General features: G+C 49.2%; 15 protein-coding genes. 9 read left to right on the forward strand and 6 right to left on the reverse strand.

Features of this window, described 5'->3' with window-relative positions; translation table 11 throughout:
- Positions 1–3: 3 nt before the first annotated feature.
- From I2I11_RS14555 to I2I11_RS14565, 3 genes are all read right to left on the reverse strand, one after another.
- Positions 4–1248 carry a YaiO family outer membrane beta-barrel protein gene (locus I2I11_RS14555; protein ID WP_196268458.1) on the reverse strand — a complete coding sequence of 415 codons (1245 nt, stop codon included), beginning with the start codon at positions 1246–1248 and terminating at the stop codon, positions 4–6.
- Positions 1245–1616, reverse strand: coding sequence for a response regulator transcription factor (locus I2I11_RS14560; RefSeq protein WP_196268459.1), 372 nt, complete (start codon positions 1614–1616; stop codon positions 1245–1247). Before I2I11_RS14560 ends, I2I11_RS14555 begins: the two co-directional genes overlap by 4 nt.
- A gap of 128 nt (positions 1617–1744) precedes the next feature.
- Positions 1745–4336 carry an ATP-binding protein gene (locus I2I11_RS14565; protein WP_196268460.1) on the reverse strand — a complete coding sequence of 864 codons (2592 nt, stop codon included), beginning with the start codon at positions 4334–4336 and terminating at the stop codon, positions 1745–1747.
- A gap of 248 nt (positions 4337–4584) precedes the next feature.
- On the opposite strand from I2I11_RS14565, the gene I2I11_RS14570 reads away from it, so the two are divergent.
- From I2I11_RS14570 to I2I11_RS14595, 6 genes are all read left to right on the forward strand, one after another.
- Positions 4585–6363, forward strand: coding sequence for an aminopeptidase P family protein (locus tag I2I11_RS14570; protein ID WP_196268461.1), 1779 nt, complete (start codon positions 4585–4587; stop codon positions 6361–6363).
- 279 nt (positions 6364–6642) lie between these two features.
- Positions 6643–8370: a hypothetical protein gene (locus I2I11_RS14575; protein WP_196268462.1), complete on the forward strand. Its 1728-nt coding sequence runs from the start codon at positions 6643–6645 to the stop codon at positions 8368–8370.
- Entirely contained in the window at positions 8360–9571 is a 1212-nt protein-coding gene (locus I2I11_RS14580) for a radical SAM/SPASM domain-containing protein (RefSeq protein ID WP_196268463.1), read from the forward strand. Before I2I11_RS14575 ends, I2I11_RS14580 begins: the two co-directional genes overlap by 11 nt.
- Positions 9572–9785: 214 nt before the next feature.
- Positions 9786–10490 (forward strand): 3'-5' exonuclease, encoded by a 705-nt coding sequence (locus I2I11_RS14585; RefSeq protein WP_196268464.1) that lies wholly within the window; start codon positions 9786–9788, stop codon positions 10488–10490.
- Positions 10487–12394, forward strand: coding sequence for a DUF294 nucleotidyltransferase-like domain-containing protein (locus I2I11_RS14590; RefSeq protein WP_196268465.1), 1908 nt, complete (start codon positions 10487–10489; stop codon positions 12392–12394). The genes I2I11_RS14585 and I2I11_RS14590 overlap by 4 nt, the downstream gene beginning before the upstream one ends.
- A 160-nt stretch (positions 12395–12554) precedes the next feature.
- Positions 12555–13466, forward strand: a complete 912-nt coding sequence (locus tag I2I11_RS14595) for an AEC family transporter (RefSeq protein ID WP_196268466.1) — start codon at positions 12555–12557, stop codon at positions 13464–13466.
- 233 nt (positions 13467–13699) lie between these two features.
- Here the strand turns inward: I2I11_RS14595 and I2I11_RS14600 are convergent, their stop codons facing one another.
- Positions 13700–14329: a hypothetical protein gene (locus I2I11_RS14600; protein ID WP_196268467.1), complete on the reverse strand. Its 630-nt coding sequence runs from the start codon at positions 14327–14329 to the stop codon at positions 13700–13702.
- A gap of 205 nt (positions 14330–14534) precedes the next feature.
- Positions 14535–15065, reverse strand: coding sequence for a CopD family protein (locus I2I11_RS14605; protein ID WP_196268468.1), 531 nt, complete (start codon positions 15063–15065; stop codon positions 14535–14537).
- Between the two features lie 241 nt (positions 15066–15306).
- Between I2I11_RS14605 and I2I11_RS14610 the strand changes: the two genes are divergently transcribed.
- On the forward strand, positions 15307–16425 hold the full coding sequence (locus I2I11_RS14610; RefSeq protein ID WP_196268469.1) for an alanine racemase: 1119 nt from the start codon (positions 15307–15309) through the stop codon (positions 16423–16425).
- Positions 16425–17306 carry a glycoside hydrolase family 25 protein gene (locus I2I11_RS14615; protein ID WP_230680307.1) on the forward strand — a complete coding sequence of 294 codons (882 nt, stop codon included), beginning with the start codon at positions 16425–16427 and terminating at the stop codon, positions 17304–17306. The genes I2I11_RS14610 and I2I11_RS14615 overlap by 1 nt, the downstream gene beginning before the upstream one ends.
- Positions 17307–17506: 200 nt before the next feature.
- On the opposite strand, the gene I2I11_RS14620 is transcribed toward I2I11_RS14615, so the two are convergent.
- Positions 17507–18322, reverse strand: coding sequence for a serine-rich family protein (locus I2I11_RS14620; RefSeq protein ID WP_196268470.1), 816 nt, complete (start codon positions 18320–18322; stop codon positions 17507–17509).
- A gap of 496 nt (positions 18323–18818) precedes the next feature.
- Here I2I11_RS14620 and I2I11_RS14625 point away from each other — a divergent pair, with 496 nt between their 5' ends.
- A complete protein-coding gene (locus I2I11_RS14625; RefSeq protein WP_196268471.1) occupies positions 18819–19586 on the forward strand; it encodes a nucleotidyltransferase in 768 nt (255 codons plus the stop codon).
- The last annotated feature ends 1 nt before the right edge of the window (position 19587 follow it).

Raw genomic sequence — 19587 nt, forward strand, 5'->3', positions numbered from 1 at the left:
TGTCTAAAATTTATTCAGAACTGATATGCCCACCGTGTACCTGCTGCGGAAGGAGTCTTTCGCATACTCTTCATACTCGTAGGTAAATGTGCCGCCCAGCAGGTATTTTTTTCCGAGTCGGAACTGGGCATCCAGCCCGGCACGGGTGGAGTTCAAACGGCTTATTTCCCGGAAACCTACCTGTTCAGACGGAACACTGCCTTTGCCCAGGACCAGGGTAAGGTAGTCTTCTTCGCTTTTGAGATATTGGCGCAGCTGCAGGATGCCTGTTGTCTGCCATTCGTTATTCGTCCGCTGCAGGAATGATCGGAAGTTCAGCCATTTTTTAGGGAAATACTTTCCTACAGAACCTGTGTATAAAACAACGGTTTCATCCGGAAAGAACAGCCCGCGGGCGCCCAGTGATGCTTCTATTACGTGCGGGAATACATGATATAGTTCGGCGCCGGTGCGGTAGGAGGGGAATAACTTTTTATCGGATGCGCCAATGTTCAGGTAAGCATACGTATTCCTGCTGAGCTGCGGATAGGCATCAAGTTCACCCTGCAGGCTTTTATCGCCATAGCGCTGTGCATAACTTACCCTTGCCAGGTATTTGCTGCCGGAGGTCTGGTGGGTATACTCCAGTGCCCCCAGGTGCCAGGCATCTGTGTGCTGATCAAAAGCAGTTACCTGGTAGCTGGCTTTCAGGATATCTACGCGAAGCGCCTGCTGCACCTGGGCCTTTATTTTCAGTGCATCTTTGTTTTCCGGTTCCTGCTTTAGCAGCATGTCCAGGGTAGTGGCGGCATCTTCATACTCTTCTATAGCATACAAGGCACGGGCTTTCCGGAGCAGGAAAGGAACAGCAGCGGGTGCAGCGGCAAGGCCGCTGTTGCTATAGGAAAGCGCTTTCTCAGGAGCATGTGACCATAACTCGATATCAGCCAGCAGGAGTAATGCTTCCTGCCGGGCCGGAGATTTCTGTAACAGTGGCTGCAACAGCACCCTGGCAGAGTCGTATTGCTGTTCCCAGGCATATGTGCGGGCAATCAGCAGCGTGGCATCGGTATAAGCCGGAATTGCCTGCAGTACTTGTCTGCCAAGTTGCCGGCTATACTTATACCTGCCTTTATAGGCCAGTTCCTGCGCCTGCCTGAAAAGTGAATCAGCCTTAGCGGCAGGAACCTGCGCCTGCAGAGCACCGGAGAAGAGCAGGAAGGATAAGCACAGGCAAAGCGCTGCACCGCACCCCGAAGTTAGCTTCATTTTGTAACAGTATAACGGATAAGCAGGCGTTTTACACGAAGCGAAAGTTCACCCGGGCTAAAAGGCTTGGCAATAAAATCATCAGCGCCAAGTTTAAAGGCATCCATAATGGTGCCTTCTTCATCAGCCGCAGAGAGTACGATTACAGGCAGTTCGGGCAGGTTTGTTTTTGCATAGGATAGCACTTCCATGCCGGTTACAAAGGGCAGCATAAGATCCGTAAGCACAAGGTCAAATTTGTTGTTTTTCAGCTTTTCCATCGCTTCCCTGCCATCCCTTGCTACTGTTACGCTATAGTTGTCCTTCTTCAGCCGGAATTCAAGCGTGCGTAAAATCATTTCATCGTCTTCAACTACAAGAATCATCATAAGTATAAGTTTGCTGTGTTAATTGCGGCGCTTACGGCCGGATAAATTTTAGCTTAATAACCTTTGCAGATAAAGCTTATACAAAGTGCTTTACTTTGGCGGCTTCACCCGGAAGTATAAATTGTTTGTCAGGCTGAAAGGGGCTGCAGTTCTACCATTACTTTACTATTTATGTCGGTAAGCTCCTGGTTTAGTTGCAGTACATGGTCAACTTCAGGGTTTTGCTTTACCAGTTCTTCTATTTGTTTGAGTCTTGTCAGCATACTTTCTGCACCTATCAGCGATACAGAGGACTTAAGTTTATGGGCTATTTCCTTAACTTCCGGCAAATTATTTATCATGGCTGCCTGTTTCATTTTTTCCAGCTCCCGGGGTGCCTGTTTCAGAAAGAGGATAATCATTTCCTTAACAAAGTTGCTGTCGCCGCCCGACATTCTATGCAGGTAAGCCAGATCGCACAGCTTTACAGCCGGCGGCGCTGTATCGGGCTCACAAGGTAGTTCGGGCTTTGGAGTGCCTGCCAGCAGGTAGAGCTTGCTGAGGAGCTCCTGGGTTTTAAAAGGTTTGGAGATATAATCATTCATGCCCTGCGCCAGGCACTTTTCCTTTTCGCCGCTCATGGCGTGCGCCGTCATAGCCATAATAGGCACCTCAGCTTTCAGCTCATTACGAATGTGCCTGGTCGCCTCGTATCCATCCATCACCGGCATTTGAATATCCATTAGTATGGCATCAAAGTGTTTTTTCTGTCTGATAAGCGCCACTGCTTCGCTTCCGTTCACGGCAAGTTCAGTTGTAAAGCCCATGTCGTGCAAAACCCGCAGGGCGAGCTTCTGGTTGAGCGGGTTGTCTTCTGCTACAAGTATGTGTAACTGGCGGCGGAATATAGTGCTGTCTTCCGGCTGTGCATGGGCGCTGTAGGGCAGCAGGTCGTCTTCCGCAACCAGTATATAAGGGATGGTTACCTCGAAAACGGAACCTTGTCCGGGAGTACTTTCCACTGAAATACGGCCGCCCTGTAGCTCTACCAGGTTTTTAACAATTGTTAAGCCCAGCCCCGAACCTCCGAACTCGCGTGTGGTGGAACTGGAGGCCTGGCTGAACCGCTCAAATACTGTTTCCAGCTTATCTGCTGGTATGCCGATGCCGTTGTCAGTTACTGAGATGGTTATCCAGGCTTTATCCGGTTCGGTTTTATGGACCTTTGCATTAACCAGTATGGCGCCCTTTTCTGTAAACTTTATGGCATTATCAACCAGGTTAGATATGATCTGCGTTAACCTGACCGGATCACCCAGCACCAGCGCCGGCAGCATATCGCCAGCTTTTATACTTAATTCCAGGCCCTTCTGACGAGCTTTGGGCTGCAACATCATTACCAGTGAATCCAGTAGCGAGGCAATACCGAAAGGTATAACCTCCAGTTGGACCATGCCGGATTGCAATTTTGAGAAATCAAGAATGTCGTTGATGATGATGAGCAGGTTCTCGCCCGACGTGCGTATTGCCTCAGCAAACTGCTTTTGCTCTTCGTGCAGGCCGGATTTAAGTAAAAGATTGGAGAAGCCTATGATAGCATTCATCGGTGTACGGATTTCGTGGCTCATATTCGCCAGGAAACGATCTTTGGCAACAGATGAGGCTTCAGCCGCCTCTTTGGCTTGCATCAACTCTGCTTCCGCGATTTTACGATCCGTAATGTCCTGAAAGGCTGCAATAGCATATACAACCTCATTAGCTCTGTCGAAAACCGGGCCGGCTGTTTCAGATAAAAGTATTATGTCATTACCCTGCCTTATCTCAATGTTATCTGTTTGCGCCTTAATGCCGCGCAATGCCAGCATGATTGGCATCTGCTCCAGGGGATAATACTCATCGGTGCCTGCCATAAACAAACTTTCATCATGCTCCAGTTGGTGTATATTCTGGATTGGCCCTCCCGGAAAAAGCTTAGACAAGACTTCCTGGCCTTGTTTATTGGCAAAAGCCAACTCTCCCCGTGCATCGCGCACGGTAATACCAACAGGAAGCGCCTCAAAGAACTGCTTCAGGCGCGATTCATTTTCTCTCAGCTCATGCTCAAGTTTTACTCTCTTATTAATGTCTTTAAAGATCTTAAAAATGGCAAACACGCCTATGCTAATCATCAGCAAGGTGCCTAGTCCATTTATTATCTTTTCCTGATTGGTAAGCGTGGTGGACTTTTCCTCCCTTTGTGCCAATAGCCTGTTCTCTATTGCTTTCATTCCCACTATTTTAGAATGGATTTTATCCATGAGCATTTTCCCTTCACCTGCCGATATCAGGGCTGCAGCCTGCTCCCTTTTTCTATGAATCATGGAATCATTAAAGGCTATTTTTGCACCAATCAGTGGTTTTAATTCAGCTACATTGCGTTGCTGCGCCGGGTTATCCGATGTTAGTACCTTTACCTGCTGCAGGTGCCGATAGATGCTTACCTGTACGCTATCGAAACTCTGTAGGAATATTGTATTGCCGCTGATAGCATAGCCGCGTGCGTTGCTCTCCAGCGTAGTTAGGGCTGTTTTGGTCTGATCTAGCTCATTTATAACCTGATAAGTATGCGAAACCATGTGTTTGGTTTCCTGTAAGTTGTGATTTAGCAGGAAAGAGATAAACTGAATAAAAAGAGTAAGCAGCAGACTGACGCCCAGGCTAAGCAATACTTTTAACTTTAGTTTTCGGGAAGATGCAGGCATGCTGAAGGAGCTACTTATACTTAAAAATTAGGCATATTTTTGATGCAGGCAGCATTAAATAAATAGTAATAGTACAATTGTGTAAATACTGTCAGCACAAATATCGTATATAATCTGATATATAAAATTTTTTAGGTTGAAGAATTGAAAATATTTTTTTCAGACCTATTTTGTACGACTAAAAACGTGCTGTCTGCGCATTTATCCCCATCTTTTATTAATTTGCCTTCACACCTATACATCAAACCATGAACTATAAGGAAAAGCTGATGGCCATCCGGAGCCAGATGAAAGGGGAGGGCGTAAGCGCCTACATTATCCCTTCGTCAGATCCGCATATAAGCGAGTATTTGCCGGACAGGTATAAGTGCATATATTTTGCCTCGGGCTTTACCGGCTCGGCCGGCACGCTGGTGATAACCGAGGACTTTGCCGGCCTCTGGACAGATGCCCGCTATTTTGAGCAGGCCGGTGAACAACTGGAAGGCAGCGGGTTTGAGCTGGTGAAACTAAACGTGCAGCATGCGCCGGAGTATATTCAGTGGCTGGCCGAACGATTAGACGCAGGTGCAATTGTTGCTTTTGATGCCAAACTGATTTCTGTGGGGCTGGCCCAACTGCTGGAGCAGCAGCTTTTGCCCCTTGGCATAGCGCTGGACAGTAGCCGTGATTACCTGGCACCCATCTGGCAGGACAGGCCCAGCCTGCCCACCGCACCGGCATACCTGCTCGGAGAAGAAATAACCGGAGAATCACTGGCGGATAAGTTAGCTAGGCTGCGCGCTGGCCTGCGTAAGTATAAAGCAGATTATCATCTGATTTCATCGCTGGATGATCTGGCATGGCTTTTTAACATGCGTGGCTCTGATGTAAAGTGTAATCCGGTGGTGCTCAGCTTTGCGCTTATCAGCCAAGAAATGGTTATTTTATTTATCGACACCTTAAAGCTAAGCGACGCAGACCAGCATAAACTGCTGGAGGCAGGCGTAGAACTGCAGGCCTATGAATTGATTGAACCTGCCCTGGTCAGCCTTCCTGATGGCGCCAGCATTCTCATCGACCCAAAACGCAACTGCTTTGCACTCTATAAAAAGCTGCCGGCTTCGGTGCGTGTTATCCAGGATACGAATCCAACTGCCTTTTTCAAAGCTGTTAAAAATAAAACAGAGATAGAAAACACCCGCCAAACGATGGTAAAAGATGGCGTGGCCCTGACGCGCTTCTTCAAATGGCTGGAAGAGCATGTCGGCAGCACGCAAATCACAGAAATGTCGGTGGCTGATAAAGTGCGGGCCTTTAGAGAGGAGCAGGAAGGCTTTGTAGGCGAGAGTTTTGATACCATTGCCGGCTACAAAGCACATGGCGCACTGCCACATTACAAAGCTACCCCCGAAAGCGATGCTACCCTGAACCCAGATGGCCTGTTCCTGCTCGACTCCGGCGGGCAATACCAGACCGGCACCACCGATATTACGCGGGTGGTATCTTTGGGCAATTTAACGGACGCAGAAAGTATAGATTATACGTTGGTGCTGAAGGGTATGATAGACGGCGCCTCGGCCCGCTTCCCGAAAGGTACCCGCGGCTACCAACTGGACGCCATCACCCGCAAACCACTCTGGGATTATGCCCGCAATTATGGGCATGGCACCGGCCACGGGGTCGGCTTTTTCCTGAATGTGCACGAAGGCCCGCAAGTTTTTAATCCTTCCCCCACGCCTGTTGACATCGAATTGGGGATGATTACATCGGTGGAGCCCGGTATTTACCGCCCCGGCCAGTACGGCATCCGTATCGAAAACCTGGTGCTGACGGTGGAGGACGAAACGAACGATTTTGGTACGTTTTATACTTTCGAGCAGCTGACGGTTGCCCTGATAGATACCAAACCGGTGAAGAAGGACCTGCTGGAGGCCCATCACATCCAGTGGCTGAACAACTATAACCGGATGGTAGCCGATCGCCTGCAGCCATACCTGAATGATGACGAAGCAGCCTGGCTTCAAGAAAAAGCAAAAGCAATATAACCGCTGATTTATTCTTAACCTGAATGCACCCGGAAGCCTTAGCTATCAACCTGATAGCTAAGGCTTTTTTGCTATACATCTACCTGAATTGATTTCCGGAACCTGAATAATTGCACCGGGACTCTGTTGCTGCAGGTATAGTAAAAGTCATCGGAGGATCAGCCTGCAAGCCTTTGTAAATTATTGTATTATATTATTAAATAATTTACCTGAATTAATCTGTAAACCGTATAAGCCTTAAGATTCGCTAGAGAGGTTTAACTTTGAAATCATACTTCTATGAAGGCAGCTTATACTTCAGGATTAGGGAAAATATTCCCGCCGGTGCTCGTGTGCAAATTCATGGAGAAGTATCGTGTTCCCGTAAGCACACTATTGATTATCTCTCTGCTGCACCTGACGGTAAGTTGCAATTACTACAAGGTAAACACCGCAGCAGGCAGCGAAAACCAGTTTGCGAAGATCAACGAAGCCATCAATACCAGCAAATATTTTATCGTATCAGATGCCAGTCACCGGTTATTTGCTACTGACCTGGTGCTGAGCAAAGACTCCCTGGAGATGCAACTACAGGATATTCCTCCTGTCGTGGCGCATACTTACGAGAACGTAAATGAAAAAAACCGGAAGTATGATCCGCATAAGGGCGGAAAAGAAATCCTGAACGAAGTAAGGATAATTTTAAACGAGGGGAATACTATATCGATTGGTGAACTCTCCATTCCCTTAACTTCAATAAACAGGGTAGATGTAATAGATCGGGCTACAGGCAGAACGGTGGCCTCGCATGTTTTTGGTACTTTAGGCGTTATTGCCGGGGCCATTGTAGTACTCGGGGTAATCGTGGCACTTACCAAAAGCTCCTGTCCTTTTGTTTATACTTACGATGGGCAAGGATATGCGCTGGCTGGTGAGACGTTCGGGGGAGCCATTTTTGCGCCGGTCGAGCGGGACGATTACCTGCCGCTGCCGGGCATCAAACCCGTGGCTGGGAACTACAGGCTACAAATCGCGAATGAGTTAAAAGAACGGCAATACATCAACCTGGCGCAGCTCATTGTTGTGGAACATGCCAACAACAGTACAGCACTGATGGATCGGAAAGGCAAGATCTATACGATTACAGCTCCGCAAGCGCCTGTCTCAGCTGTAACCACAGCGCAGAAAGACTATACAAAAGAAATGCGGGAGCGGGACAAACATCTCTTTCTGTTTAACGAAGCGGGTAATGATGAATTAAAAAGCGAACTGATCCTGACATTTAACAAGAAGGACGCGGATGAAAATGGCAGGCTGGTTTTAAACTTAAAAAACTCTCTGTGGCTGGACTATATTTATGGAGAGTTTACAAAGCTGTTTGGCAGCTATTACAACCGTTGGGCAGCAAAGCAGAAGTTTGAGTCGGGAAAGGAGCTAAACCAGTGGTTTTTTGATCAGGAACTCCCGCTGAAAGTATACGTCAAGCGAAACAATGCCTGGGAGTATGTAGACTATGTTAACCTGATTGGCCCCCTGGCAGCAGCCCGGGATGTGGTGGTGCCGGTAAAGCATCTCTCCGATATTGAAGGAAAACAGCTTGAAATAAAGGTAGAGAGTGGGTTTATGTTCTGGGAGCTGGATTATGCAGGGTTTGATGTAACTCCAAATGAGCCGGTACGGGTACAGCATACGCTAAGCAGTGAGGCTGTTACGAATAATGGAACAGATGTAAATGCCCTGCTGGCCAGCACAGACGAGCAGTATCTGCAGCAACTGCAGGTAGGCGATAAGGTAGAACTGAAATTTGATGCGCCTGAGGCCAGCGGCAAGCAGGTGTCCGTGTTTCTGCACACAAGCGGGTATTACGAGCATATACGGAATTATGAAGGCATACCGGATATGGCAGAATTGATATCCTTTAGAAAGCCGGGTAAGTTTACGGCATTCTCTAAAGAGAAATACCTGGAATTTGCCGGCGGTATAACAGAACCTGAACAAGCAAAAGAGGAAGTAGCCTATGCTCACTAAGAAAAAAACCAGCAGGGCAGAGGCAGTTCCGGCTAATCTGCAGCCTTCAGGGGAAACAATTATCAGCAACAGGTGGCATGTAGCCCTGGTAAGGATAGGTTTGCTGTTAAACGGCTACACACTGGCACTTCGCCACATCATAAACCCCGTACAGGCATTAAGAGCCGTCAGAAACCTGATGGCCCTTAATGCCCGGTTTATGGGTAAGCCGCTCCGGAAACTGGTGAAGGTAGATGGCCGGTACCATTATGTGATGGGTGGCCCATCCTGGCCTTCGCTTGCGTTCAACAGGTACTATCTTACAGAGTTAAACCGTTTTTATACGTTCACAGCACCTAAGCCGGCCCAGCGCAGCGTATACTTTGCCATCACCAAAAAGTGCCCCTTAAACTGTGAACACTGTTTTGAATGGGATAACCTGAACAAAAGAGAAACCCTAACCCTGACCGATTTAAAGCAGATTGTTGCCAGGTTTCAGGAGCAGGGCGTTATGCAGGTGCAGTTTAGCGGAGGCGAACCGCTTGTCAGGTTTCATGATTTACTCGAACTGCTCAGAACGGCTCAGAAAGGCACCGATTTCTGGATAATTACGTCCGGCTACCAGTTAACGTACGAAAAGGCCAGGCAGCTCAAAGAAGCCGGGCTGCTGGGTGTATCTATCAGCCTGGATCATCATGAGCCGGCAAAACATGATGCTTTCAGAGGGCTGGCAGGATCTTACGACTGGGTGGTAAAAGCTGCGCAAAATGTCCGGAAAGCTGGCCTGGTGCTAAACCTGAACCTGTGCGCTACAAAAGATTTTATTTCGCAGGAGAATCTATACGCCTACGCAAAGCTGGCGCATGAACTGAATGCTTCCTTTATTCAGTTACTAGAGCCCCGGGCTGTAGGGCACTATACCGGGAAAGATGTTGCGCTTACTGCAGACCAGATTAAGCTGCTGGAAGAATTTGCTGATGCCATAAATTACGATGCAGCTTTCCGAAATTGGCCTGTCGTAACTTATCCCGGACAACACCAGCGCCACATCGGCTGCTTTGGCGCCGGAAACAGATTTTTATACGTGGACACAGACGGCGACCTGCATGCCTGTCCTTTCTGCCAGAGAAAGTCGGGAAATGTACTGCATGATGACCTTGGCCTGTGTATAGAAAAATTACGCACAAACGGATGCCATGTATTCCCAAGTGCCGGCTGCTGACTGCCAGCGTATGACCTGTTAGCTACGGTAAAAAGTTAATCCCTCCTTGTTCTCCTTTCTTTTAACGGACCCGTATTGCCGCTTTTGCTGAAGGGGCTGATACCTGTTTCTCCTATAAAAATGACCAGGTATAATTTCGGATTGCTGTAGCTCTGCTTGTTGAAAAACACAGCCGGCCTATGTCATATAAAAATTAAATCGGTACTTTAAGGCCGTGAGAGACTACCTGCTTTTTATTGACACCGAAACCACCGGTATTCCGCGTGATTGGGCAGCACCTTACGAACGGGATGAAGACTGGCCACATTCGGTGCAGGTGGCCTGGGCAGTGTATACAAAACACGGGCAGCTGGTGAAAACAGAAAACCACTACGTGCGCAACGACGGGTTTATTATATCAGAGTCGGCTGAAAAGATACATGGTATCTCGAACGATTTCCTGGAGCAGCACGGTGAAAACCGGAAAGAAATTTTTGAATGCTTAGCCGCTGATCTGCGTAAATACCAGCCTTTGGTTGTGGGCCACTTTATGCAGCTGGATTACCACATGGCGGGTGTCGGCTTCTTCCGGTCGGGCCTTGAGAACCCATTAACAGAACTGCCGACATTCTGCACCATGAATGCTTCGGCCGCCTTCCTGCTGCACTCCCACCAGAACTATCTGCGGCTGGGAGAATTGTATGACCGGCTGTTCGGCCAGCCCTTACAGAACCAACACAACGCGCTTGATGATGCCCAGGCAACGGCCAGATGCTTTTTTGAGCTGGTCCGCCGGGGCGACATTGACGAACGTACCATTGCCAGGGAACAAAAACCGCCTGGCCAAAAGAAAGAGATAAGGCAGAAGCGCAATTATGGCTGCGGCCTTGCTGTACTGTTTATCTTCGTTTTATTCACTTTAATCAGTTTCTGGCTATGAGCGACCTACTACAATTCCTGAAATCGGTAAAGCCATTCGACAAACTACCGGACGACGTACTGCTGGGCGTGGCTGACTTGTTGCAGGAAGTACGCTATACCAAAGATACACCCATCTACTACCAGGACGTAACCAAAATGAAAGGTGTGGATTTGATTGCGGAAGGTGAGTATGAAACCTTTTTCTACGATAGTGAACAGAACAAACGAATCATCGATCAGCACACCCGCGGCTACTGCTATGGCGGAGTGTCGGTGCTGCTGAACAGGAAACGGTCGCTGCGGTCCGTTATCGCTAAAAAAGGCACAGTGGTTTATACTTTGCCGCGGCGCGACTTCCGGGCGCTGTGCCAGGCTTATGAGGAGTTTTTCCATTTCTTCACCACTGAGTTCGGCAGGCGCATGCTGGACGATGAATACGCCCATTTTGTAAAGCGCCCTACTACTTTCGAGGAAAACTACATTGCCTCCGACCAGTTATACTCCCGCAAAATTGAAAGTGTGGAATACCGGGAACTGGTTTCCTGCGATGCCGGCACACCCATTTATGAAGCAGCCCGGCTGATGGCCAACCAGCGGGTGAGTTGCCTGTTCGTGACGGATACGCAGGGAAAAGTGGCGGGCTTTGTAACAGATATTACCCTGCGCGACCATGTGGTGGCCCGCCGGGCAGACGTGAACGGCCCTGTAGGCGACATCATGGGCAATCCTGTTGTCTCCATCAGCACCCAGGCTTTTATATATGAGGCTATCCTGCTCATGTTTCAAACCAAAACCCGCTATTTGCTGATTGAGGAAAACGGCAGACATATTGGATTTACCAGCCGCAACAGGCTGGTGAGTGAGCAGGCGCAGTCGCCGTTCGTTTTTATACAATCCGTAAAGCTGGCACAATCGGTGGAGGAGCTGCGGAAGAAATGGCAGAAGGTACCCGAAATAGTATACCAACTGCTGAAACGCGGCGTAAAGCCTGAGATCGTCAACCAGGTGATTACCACTGTATCGGATACAATTGCGCTGAAAGTAATCGAAAGCGCTATTAACGAGATGGGGCCACCGCCGGCCAAATTTGCCTTTATTGTGCTGGGCAGCGAAGGCCGTAAAGAGCAGACGCTCAAAACCGATCAGGACAACGCCATTATTTACGAAGACAAAGCCAACGAGCAGCGTGAACTGGTGCGGGAATACTTTCTGAAGTTTGCTGAACGCGTGTCAGAAAACCTGGATAGTATTGGCTTCAGCTACTGCACAGGCGGCTACATGGCTAAAAATGCCAAATGGACGCACTCGCTTTCGCACTGGAAGCGTAACTATGAGAGCTGGATGGAAGAGCCGGAACCGGCAACGGTGATGCAATTCTCAGCCTTCTTCGATTGCCGCCTTATTTACGGGGAGCCTGTGATTATGGAGGAATTGCGCACTTTTCTGGACGAGGAACTGCAAAAGCCGCTGGGCCGCTTTCTGTACCACATGGCCAACAACGCGCTTCAGTACGTGCCGCCGCTTACGTACTTCAAAAATATCCGCACCTTCACCAAAGGAGAGCGCGAAGTGTTCAATATCAAAAAGGCCATGACACCCATTGTAGACCTGGTGCGGGTGCATGCCCTTGAAAACCGCATTTTTAAGACCAACACCGGCGAGCGCCTGGAAGCATTAAAGGATAAAGGCATTTTTTCTGAAGGCGAATACCAGGAGCTCATGCAGTCGTACTATTACCTGATGAGCATGCGCCTTAAAAAGCAGGCAGTACAGATTATTCACGACAAGACGGAGCCGCAAAACTATATCGATATCCAGAGCCTCACAAAGATTGAGCAGGTCACCCTGAAGGAGATCTTCAAAACCATCGCCAACTTTCAGACCAACATGAAAGTGAAATTTACCAATTCGTTGTTTGGCTAAAAATAAACATGCTATAATGGATTGGCGCAGTAAACCTGCTAGTTTTCATAAGTGTGGCACAGGAATTTATAGTATAAAAAGCTGGGTTTCAGAATTCCCTGCATGATCTTACCTTATCAGATATACCTTACCGGTTTATGTTTTTACGCTTTACGACCGCATGAGCAGCTTTATACTTCTGTTCGGGTGCCTGTTGCTGGGCATGCTGCTCCGGCGGTTACCCGATTTCCCGCGCAACAGCCCGCTGGTTCTCAACCAGTTTATTATTTACATTTCGATGCCGGCGCTGGCCTTATACTTTATACCTGAAGTAACGCTGAACACGGCGGTGTTGCTGCCGGTGGCGGTAGCCTGGATTTGCTTTGCCGGCGCGGCGCTTTTATTCTGGGGCCTGGGCAGGGCTTTTGGCTGGCCGCGCCGGATTGTAGGCTGCCTTATACTTACAGCAGGCTTGGGCAACACCTCCTTCATCGGTTTCCCGGTAATAGAGGCCATTTACGGCCAGGAAGGGCTTAAAACAGCGATATTGATAGACCAGCCGGGTACTTTTATGGTGCTCTCCACGCTGGGCATTGCACTGGCGGCGTATTTTTCAAGCGGGCAGGCCGGGGCCGGCGTTATCGTAAACAGGATTATCCGGTTTCCGCCTTTTCTGATGTTTGTGCTGGCGCTGGGAATGAACCTGGCCGGCTGGCACTTTTCTGACGATGTGAAAGACGTATTTGAGCGGCTGGGCAGCACGGTGTCGCCGCTGGCGCTGGTGTCGGTGGGCATGCAACTGAGGCTGGAGCGGCGCAGCAAACACTGGGGCTTTCTGGCGCTTGGACTGGTTTACCAGCTTATACTTGCACCGTTGCTTATCTGGCTATTGTATGTGCCGGTGCTGGGGCAACGCGGGCAGGTAGTACAGGTATGTGTGCTGGAGGCGGCCATGGCGCCTATGATTACGGCCAGCATTGTGGCAGCCTCTTACGGCCTGAAACCCCGCCTGGCCAACATGATGGTGGGCATCGGCATTCCCGTTTCTATACTTACGCTGGCGGCCTGGTACTGGCTGGTGCAGGGCGTTTGAGTATCGTTGTTCGTTTATCGTTGTTCGTTATTCGGGTGGGCTTTGCCAGGCATGATGGGCGGTTTAATGCTGGAAGTATGAAAGCTGCAGAAGTACAAAAGCCTTCAGATGAAAATGCTGGAGGTATATTTATACTTCAATACACTGCTATTTACTTTTATACTTACAATTTCAAGAAGTCATTTCCTGATGCCTTCCTGACATAACGAAAAACGAACAACGATAAACGATAGCTACTCCTCGTAAGTGTCGAGTTTTATTTTCTCAATCAGCAGGTAATTTTTAAACTGATGAATGAGCTTGTCCATTTCGCTTTCCTTCTGCTGCAGGGCTTCCATTTCCTCGTCTGAGATTTGCAGCACCGGGCGCAGGCGGTTCAGGCTGTCGTTGAGTTGCACAATGGCATCTTCGGCATGGCTGCGCAGCTCCTCGTTCATTTCGTTTTGTACGCCCTGCTCCAGCTCACTGATATAGTTTTCCAGAAACGAAGTCATGTGCCAGGGATTGTTCGGGCGGTTCCAGGTAAAGGTGATATTGCAGCGGCGGCAACGGTAGGTATTGCTCTTCCAGCCCAGCTCGTTGGTGTCTACGCCGTTTTTCTTCAGCATATCGGCTTTGCCGCACTTAGGGCAGGTGGCGTTGTCTTCAATTATTTTTAACAGCCGTTCGCGCTTGTCCAGTATGGCGGCCCGGTTCCGGGCGTGTGTGTAAAGCTGCGTTTCCAGGTTCTGGCAGGCATTGGTCAGTTGGGCGTGTTCCTGGCTCAGCTCGCCCGTTTCCATCAGCAGGGCCGCGCGCTTGCTGAAAAACCGGATCAGCTTGATTAATTCCCGCTCATTTGCTTTCAGTACTGCATCGTTCATCCGGCAAAGGTAGAGGAAAGAGTTAAGAAGTTAAAGATTTAGAGAGTTGGGGAGTTAAAGAGTTAAACATTTAGAGAGTAAACATGTTTGCAGGTGTTTGTTATCACTTGATGTGCCCTCGGTAGTAACTCTAGCTATCTCCCTGATGCTTTTCTTCCTGTTTTAATTTCCTTTTAACTCTCAAACTCTCTAAATCTTTAACGCTCTAACTCTTCTCCCGCACACGTTTGTAAATACGGATGGCCAGCAGCAGGATAACCGAAAAAAGAACAAGGCCCAGGATGCCCCACAACATACTGAGTGAGCTTTTGAGCACAACCAGAAACACAATACTGATCAGGAAAAGCGTGGCCACTTCGTTCCAGATGCGTAGCCGGGTAGCATTATACTTCAGGATGCCTTGCTGCTGTTGCCTGAAAATGCGGTGGCACAGGAAATGGTATACATACAGCCCGGCCACAAAACAGAGCTTCCAGACGAGCCACGACGGAATGCTGCCGTACAGGTATAACATCGTCAGGCCGAAGATAAAGGTAAGTATAGCCGAGGGCCAGGTGATGCCGTACCAGAGCCGCTTTTGCATCAGTGCCAGCTGCTTCTGAAGTATGGATTTTTCGGGTTCAGGTTTCTCTGCTGCTTCAGCGAAGTATATGAACAAACGCACGATGTAAAACAGGCCCGCAAACCAGGTGACCACAAAAATGATGTGCAGGGCTTTGATGTAATAAAAACTCATAACTCGTAAGTATAAACCTGGCTGCAAAGATACTTTAATTGTTGGTTGCCGCTTGCTGATTGTTAAATGGTTGAATTGTTTACGGCTGTTTGTGGTTCAGGTAAAGCCGCAGGAGCTGCGCACATCGCGCGGGCTATGCCGGTTGAAAGACAAATTGACGGGATGCCGCATCGGCGTTGTTTGTTTTGAATAAAGATTAGTAACTTCACATTATTAGCGGTTAAGAGCGCGTTAAAGACCTATGAGAATAACTACGCCTACATTACTTTTAGACAGGGAGAAGTGCCTGCACAACATTGGCAGGATGGTGGAGAAAGCAAAAAAAAGTAATATAAGGCTGCGGCCGCATTTCAAAACGCATCAGTCGGCGCAGGTGGGCGAGTGGTTTCGTTCTTTTGGTGTGGAGGCGATTACGGTGTCGTCGCTGCGCATGGCACGGTATTTTGCCAACCACGGCTGGAACGACATTATGGTAGCTTTTCCGGCCAATATACTTGAAATTGAAAGTATAAACGAACTGGCCGCGCGCATACAACTGCACCTGCTGGCCGTAAACCCGGAAACAGTGGAGCTGCTGGCCGGCAGTTTAAAACATAGCGTCGGTATCTGGCTCAAGATCGATGCCGGCTACCGCCGTACCGGCATCCTGCCAAACGACCATGCAGAACTGGACAAGATCCTGAACAAGATAAAGCAAAGCGATAAACTGCACTTCCAGGGGTTTGTGGTGCACGACGGCCATACTTACAAACAGCCCGACACCGAAGCTATCCATACCATCCATAAAACATCCGTTTACCTCCTGCAACTGCTGCGCGAGCGCTACAAAAGCCAGTTTCCTGCTTTGCAGCTTTCTGTCGGCGATACGCCCTCCTGCAGTATTGTGAACGACTTGAGCGGGGTAGACGAAATCCGGCCGGGCAACTTTGTTTTTTACGACCTTACGCAGCAGCGCATCGGCTCCTGCACTTTTGATGACATAGCCGTGTGCATGGCCTGCCCTGTAGTGGCCAAGCACGCCGACAGGGGCGAGATTGTACTTTATGGCGGCAGTGTACATTTCTCCAAAGATAACCTGCCACAGCAAAACAGCACGGTAATTTATGGCCTGATGGTGGAACTGAATGGGAAAGGATGGACAGCACCGGTGGAAGGACTGGCCCTGGTGTCGCTGTCGCAGGAGCACAGCGTGGTGAAGGCCAGCCCCGAACAGTTCGATAAATACCACATCGGCGACCTGATGTTTGTGCTGCCCGTACATTCGTGCCTGACCGCCGACCTGATGAAAGGCTATCTCACGCTGGAAGGGGAGCGGCTGGAGCATCTTTCGGGCGTACCGCAGCAGGAGGTGTTACTGTAATGGGCACCCCGCAAAAGCCTAAACCAAAGCTGCCTGCCGACGCTGCAGATGATGCCTGGGATAAGATTTCGGCCAGCCCGCCTAAGTATAAAAGCCAGCCTGCCAGGCGGCGCAGCATTCCTAAAAAGAAAAAGCTTACTAAAAGCAATAAAGGGAAATCGCCGCTGCTGTTTAAGGCAGGCGTTGCTGTGCTTATGCTGCTGGTGCTCGCAGTGCTGTACGTAGCGCTTTTTGTGGAAAAGCCTGAAGCGGCCTGGCCGGAGGGCTACAGCGTATACGGCATTGATGTGTCCAAATACCAGAAAGAGATTGACTGGCAGAAAGTGCGCGGGAATGAAATCTCGTTTGCCTTTTTAAAAGCTACCGAAGGCGCCACCCTGCAGGATGCCTCTTTTAAAGGAAACTGGGAACAGGCGCGCCGTGCCGGTATTCTGTGTGGCGCCTACCATTTTTACAGGCCGCACCTGAATCCGGAAGTACAGGCCAGAAACTTTATATCGCTGGTGAAATTGCAGCCCGGCGATCTGCCGCCTGTGCTGGATGTGGAGGTAAAAGGCCGGAAATCAAAGGAGCAACTGCGGCAGGATCTGCAGGTATGGCTGCGGCAGGTAGAAAAGGCATACGGCATCAAACCCATTATCTACACCAACTATACTTTTTACAAGGATTACCTGGCAGGTCATTTCGACGATTATCACCTCTGGATAGCCCATTATCAGGTGCCGGAGCTGAAACTGGAAAAAACCGACAAACTGAAACTTGCTTTCTGGCAGCACACCGATGGCGGTGTGATAGACGGAATTGTGGGCGCAGTAGATTGCAACGTATTTTACGGCAGCATGCGCGATTTAAGAAGCGTTTGCCTGAAAGCGCATCCGTAGAAGCAGAAAATACAAATCCGGCTTTAACAGATAATTCATCAATTCCCTTACGGATTTCCTGTTTAGATACCTTTATACCGTTTACCTGCCCGGATATACGAGACTGATAAAAGCAGCGGGCGGAACATCATAACTGATGCTCCGCCCGTTGCTTTTATACTATATTAAATACTTACTGTAGTATACTACCCGTTATTCTGTTAATAGCGATCGTAGTCTCTGTTGTCGTCCCGGCGGTCATGGTTGCGGTCAAAAGTGCGTGTCTGGTTCTGGCTTCGGATATAGTCGCTTTCTGGATTGTTGTTGCTGCCGCCAAAGTAGCCGCTCATGCCGTAGCGTTCGCTGGTGCTGCCGGTGTCGCCACCATGTGCATAGCCGTCCCTGGAGCCCCAAAAGCCCGAATAGTTGTCTCTGTTGCGTACATCACGGTCGTAGCCGCTGTCTATGTAGTTTCCGCGGGAGCTGCCACCATAGCTGTGTGAGCCATAGTTGTCGTTGCCGGAACGGTTCAGGTCGTTGCTTTCAAAGCGGTGCGCAGTATCGTTGCCATACAGGTTGCGGTTGCCCGAGTTAGAACTCATGCCCCTGTCGGAACCACGGTTATAGGCACTGTTGCCGGAGTTGTAGTTGCTGCGGCCGCTGTACATATTGCTGTTGTAGCCAGGGCTGTTCAGGTTACTTTGCCTTGCCTCGTCCGGGCTGCCCATACCACTGAAATAATTGTACCCGCTGCTGTCGTTGCGCTGCGATGGGTGTTGTCCGCCCCTGGCAGTGCCAAAGCCCTGTGCGCCGCCGTAGCTGCCCATGCTGCCATAGTTGCGGGAAGTACTGTAAGGGTCGTTCATGCTGCGGTTGGCTGTATGGCGTGAGCTGTCCGGGTTGTTGCCCTGATTGCCATAGCTGCCGCGGGACTGGTAACCGTAGTTGTTGTCCTGCTCCGGATGACGGTAACGCTCTGATCGATGTGTCTGATAATGGCCTGTATCGCCGTAGCGATCTGATTGATTTCTGTTCATAGCTTTTAGAATTTTAGAGGTTATAAATAGTTGTCTTCTATCTTTTTAACGGGAGGGAATAGCAGGGGTTAACGAAAATCTGAAATAACGGCAGTAGCAGCCGGGAACAAATAACGCCGGATCAGCACCCCATTTGCCGCTGGCATAAGCCGGAAAGTGAAACAGCCCTGAAGCCAGAGGAGATCAGGCAGGCGCCAGCATCCGAAGTATGACTTCATGTGCAGAACAGAAATCTTTATTCAGGGAGAGGAATCAAATAAACCGGTTTATCTGGCGCAGCCATACTTTGCCTGTGCAACTTCTCTATAGCCTGATAACACCTCTGAGAGCGGGGATTTGGATTGGGGAAATTGTATCGCTTTGCGCATTTTCTACAACTTCCGGGGTCTAAAATAAGTAAATGCATCTACTTTGGGGGCGCCTGATAAAGTATAAATCCGGCATTTGTTCTTGCTGCGCTGCTCCGGGTATAGGTTTAACAGATGTAAGGGAGTATATGGCCAAAGAAGTTAAAAAGAAAGCAGCACAGGAGAAGAAGAGCGAGAAAAAAGAAGCGCATGATTTTTATGAAAGTGCCCTTAACCTGCTCACACAAAGCAAAGCAGATTTCCTGGTGGGAGGGGGCTTTGCGCTGCGCGAGTATACCGGCATTATGCGCGACACCAAAGATTTGGATGTTTTCTGCAAATCCGGGGAGTGCCCGCATATTATGAAATGGTTTAACGAACAGGGCTATAAAACGGAACTGACGGATCCACGCTGGCTTGCCAAAGCCATCATCGGCGACAACTTTGTAGACGTTATCTTCAACAATCCCGGCAATCACTGTGCCGTGGACGACAGCTGGCTGGAACGTGCTGTAAAAGGAGAGCTTTTTGGCGTAAAGGTAAAATATATTCCGGCTGAGGCGCTTATCTGGTCGAAACTGTATGTGCAGAACCGCGAACGTTATGATGGCGGCGATATCAACCATATCATACTGCGCTGGGGCAACAAACTGGACTGGAAATGGATTTGGATGCACATGGAACCGCACTGGCATTTGCTGCTGGCGCAGTTTCTGTCGTTTCAGTTTGTATATCCCTCCGATCGCGACATCATCCCGAAGTGGCTCTTTGAGGAGCTCCTGGATCGGGCAAGAGATCAGTTCGACCTGCCCACACCGGCAGATAAAATCTGCCTGGGTCCGCTTATTGATCAGACACAATACGCAACCGATATCACCGAATGGAACTATAAGGTAGTAACCATGAGATCCATATAAA

Source organism: Pontibacter rufus, assembly GCF_015694705.1.
Taxonomy (GTDB): Bacteria; Bacteroidota; Bacteroidia; order Cytophagales; family Hymenobacteraceae; genus Pontibacter; species Pontibacter rufus.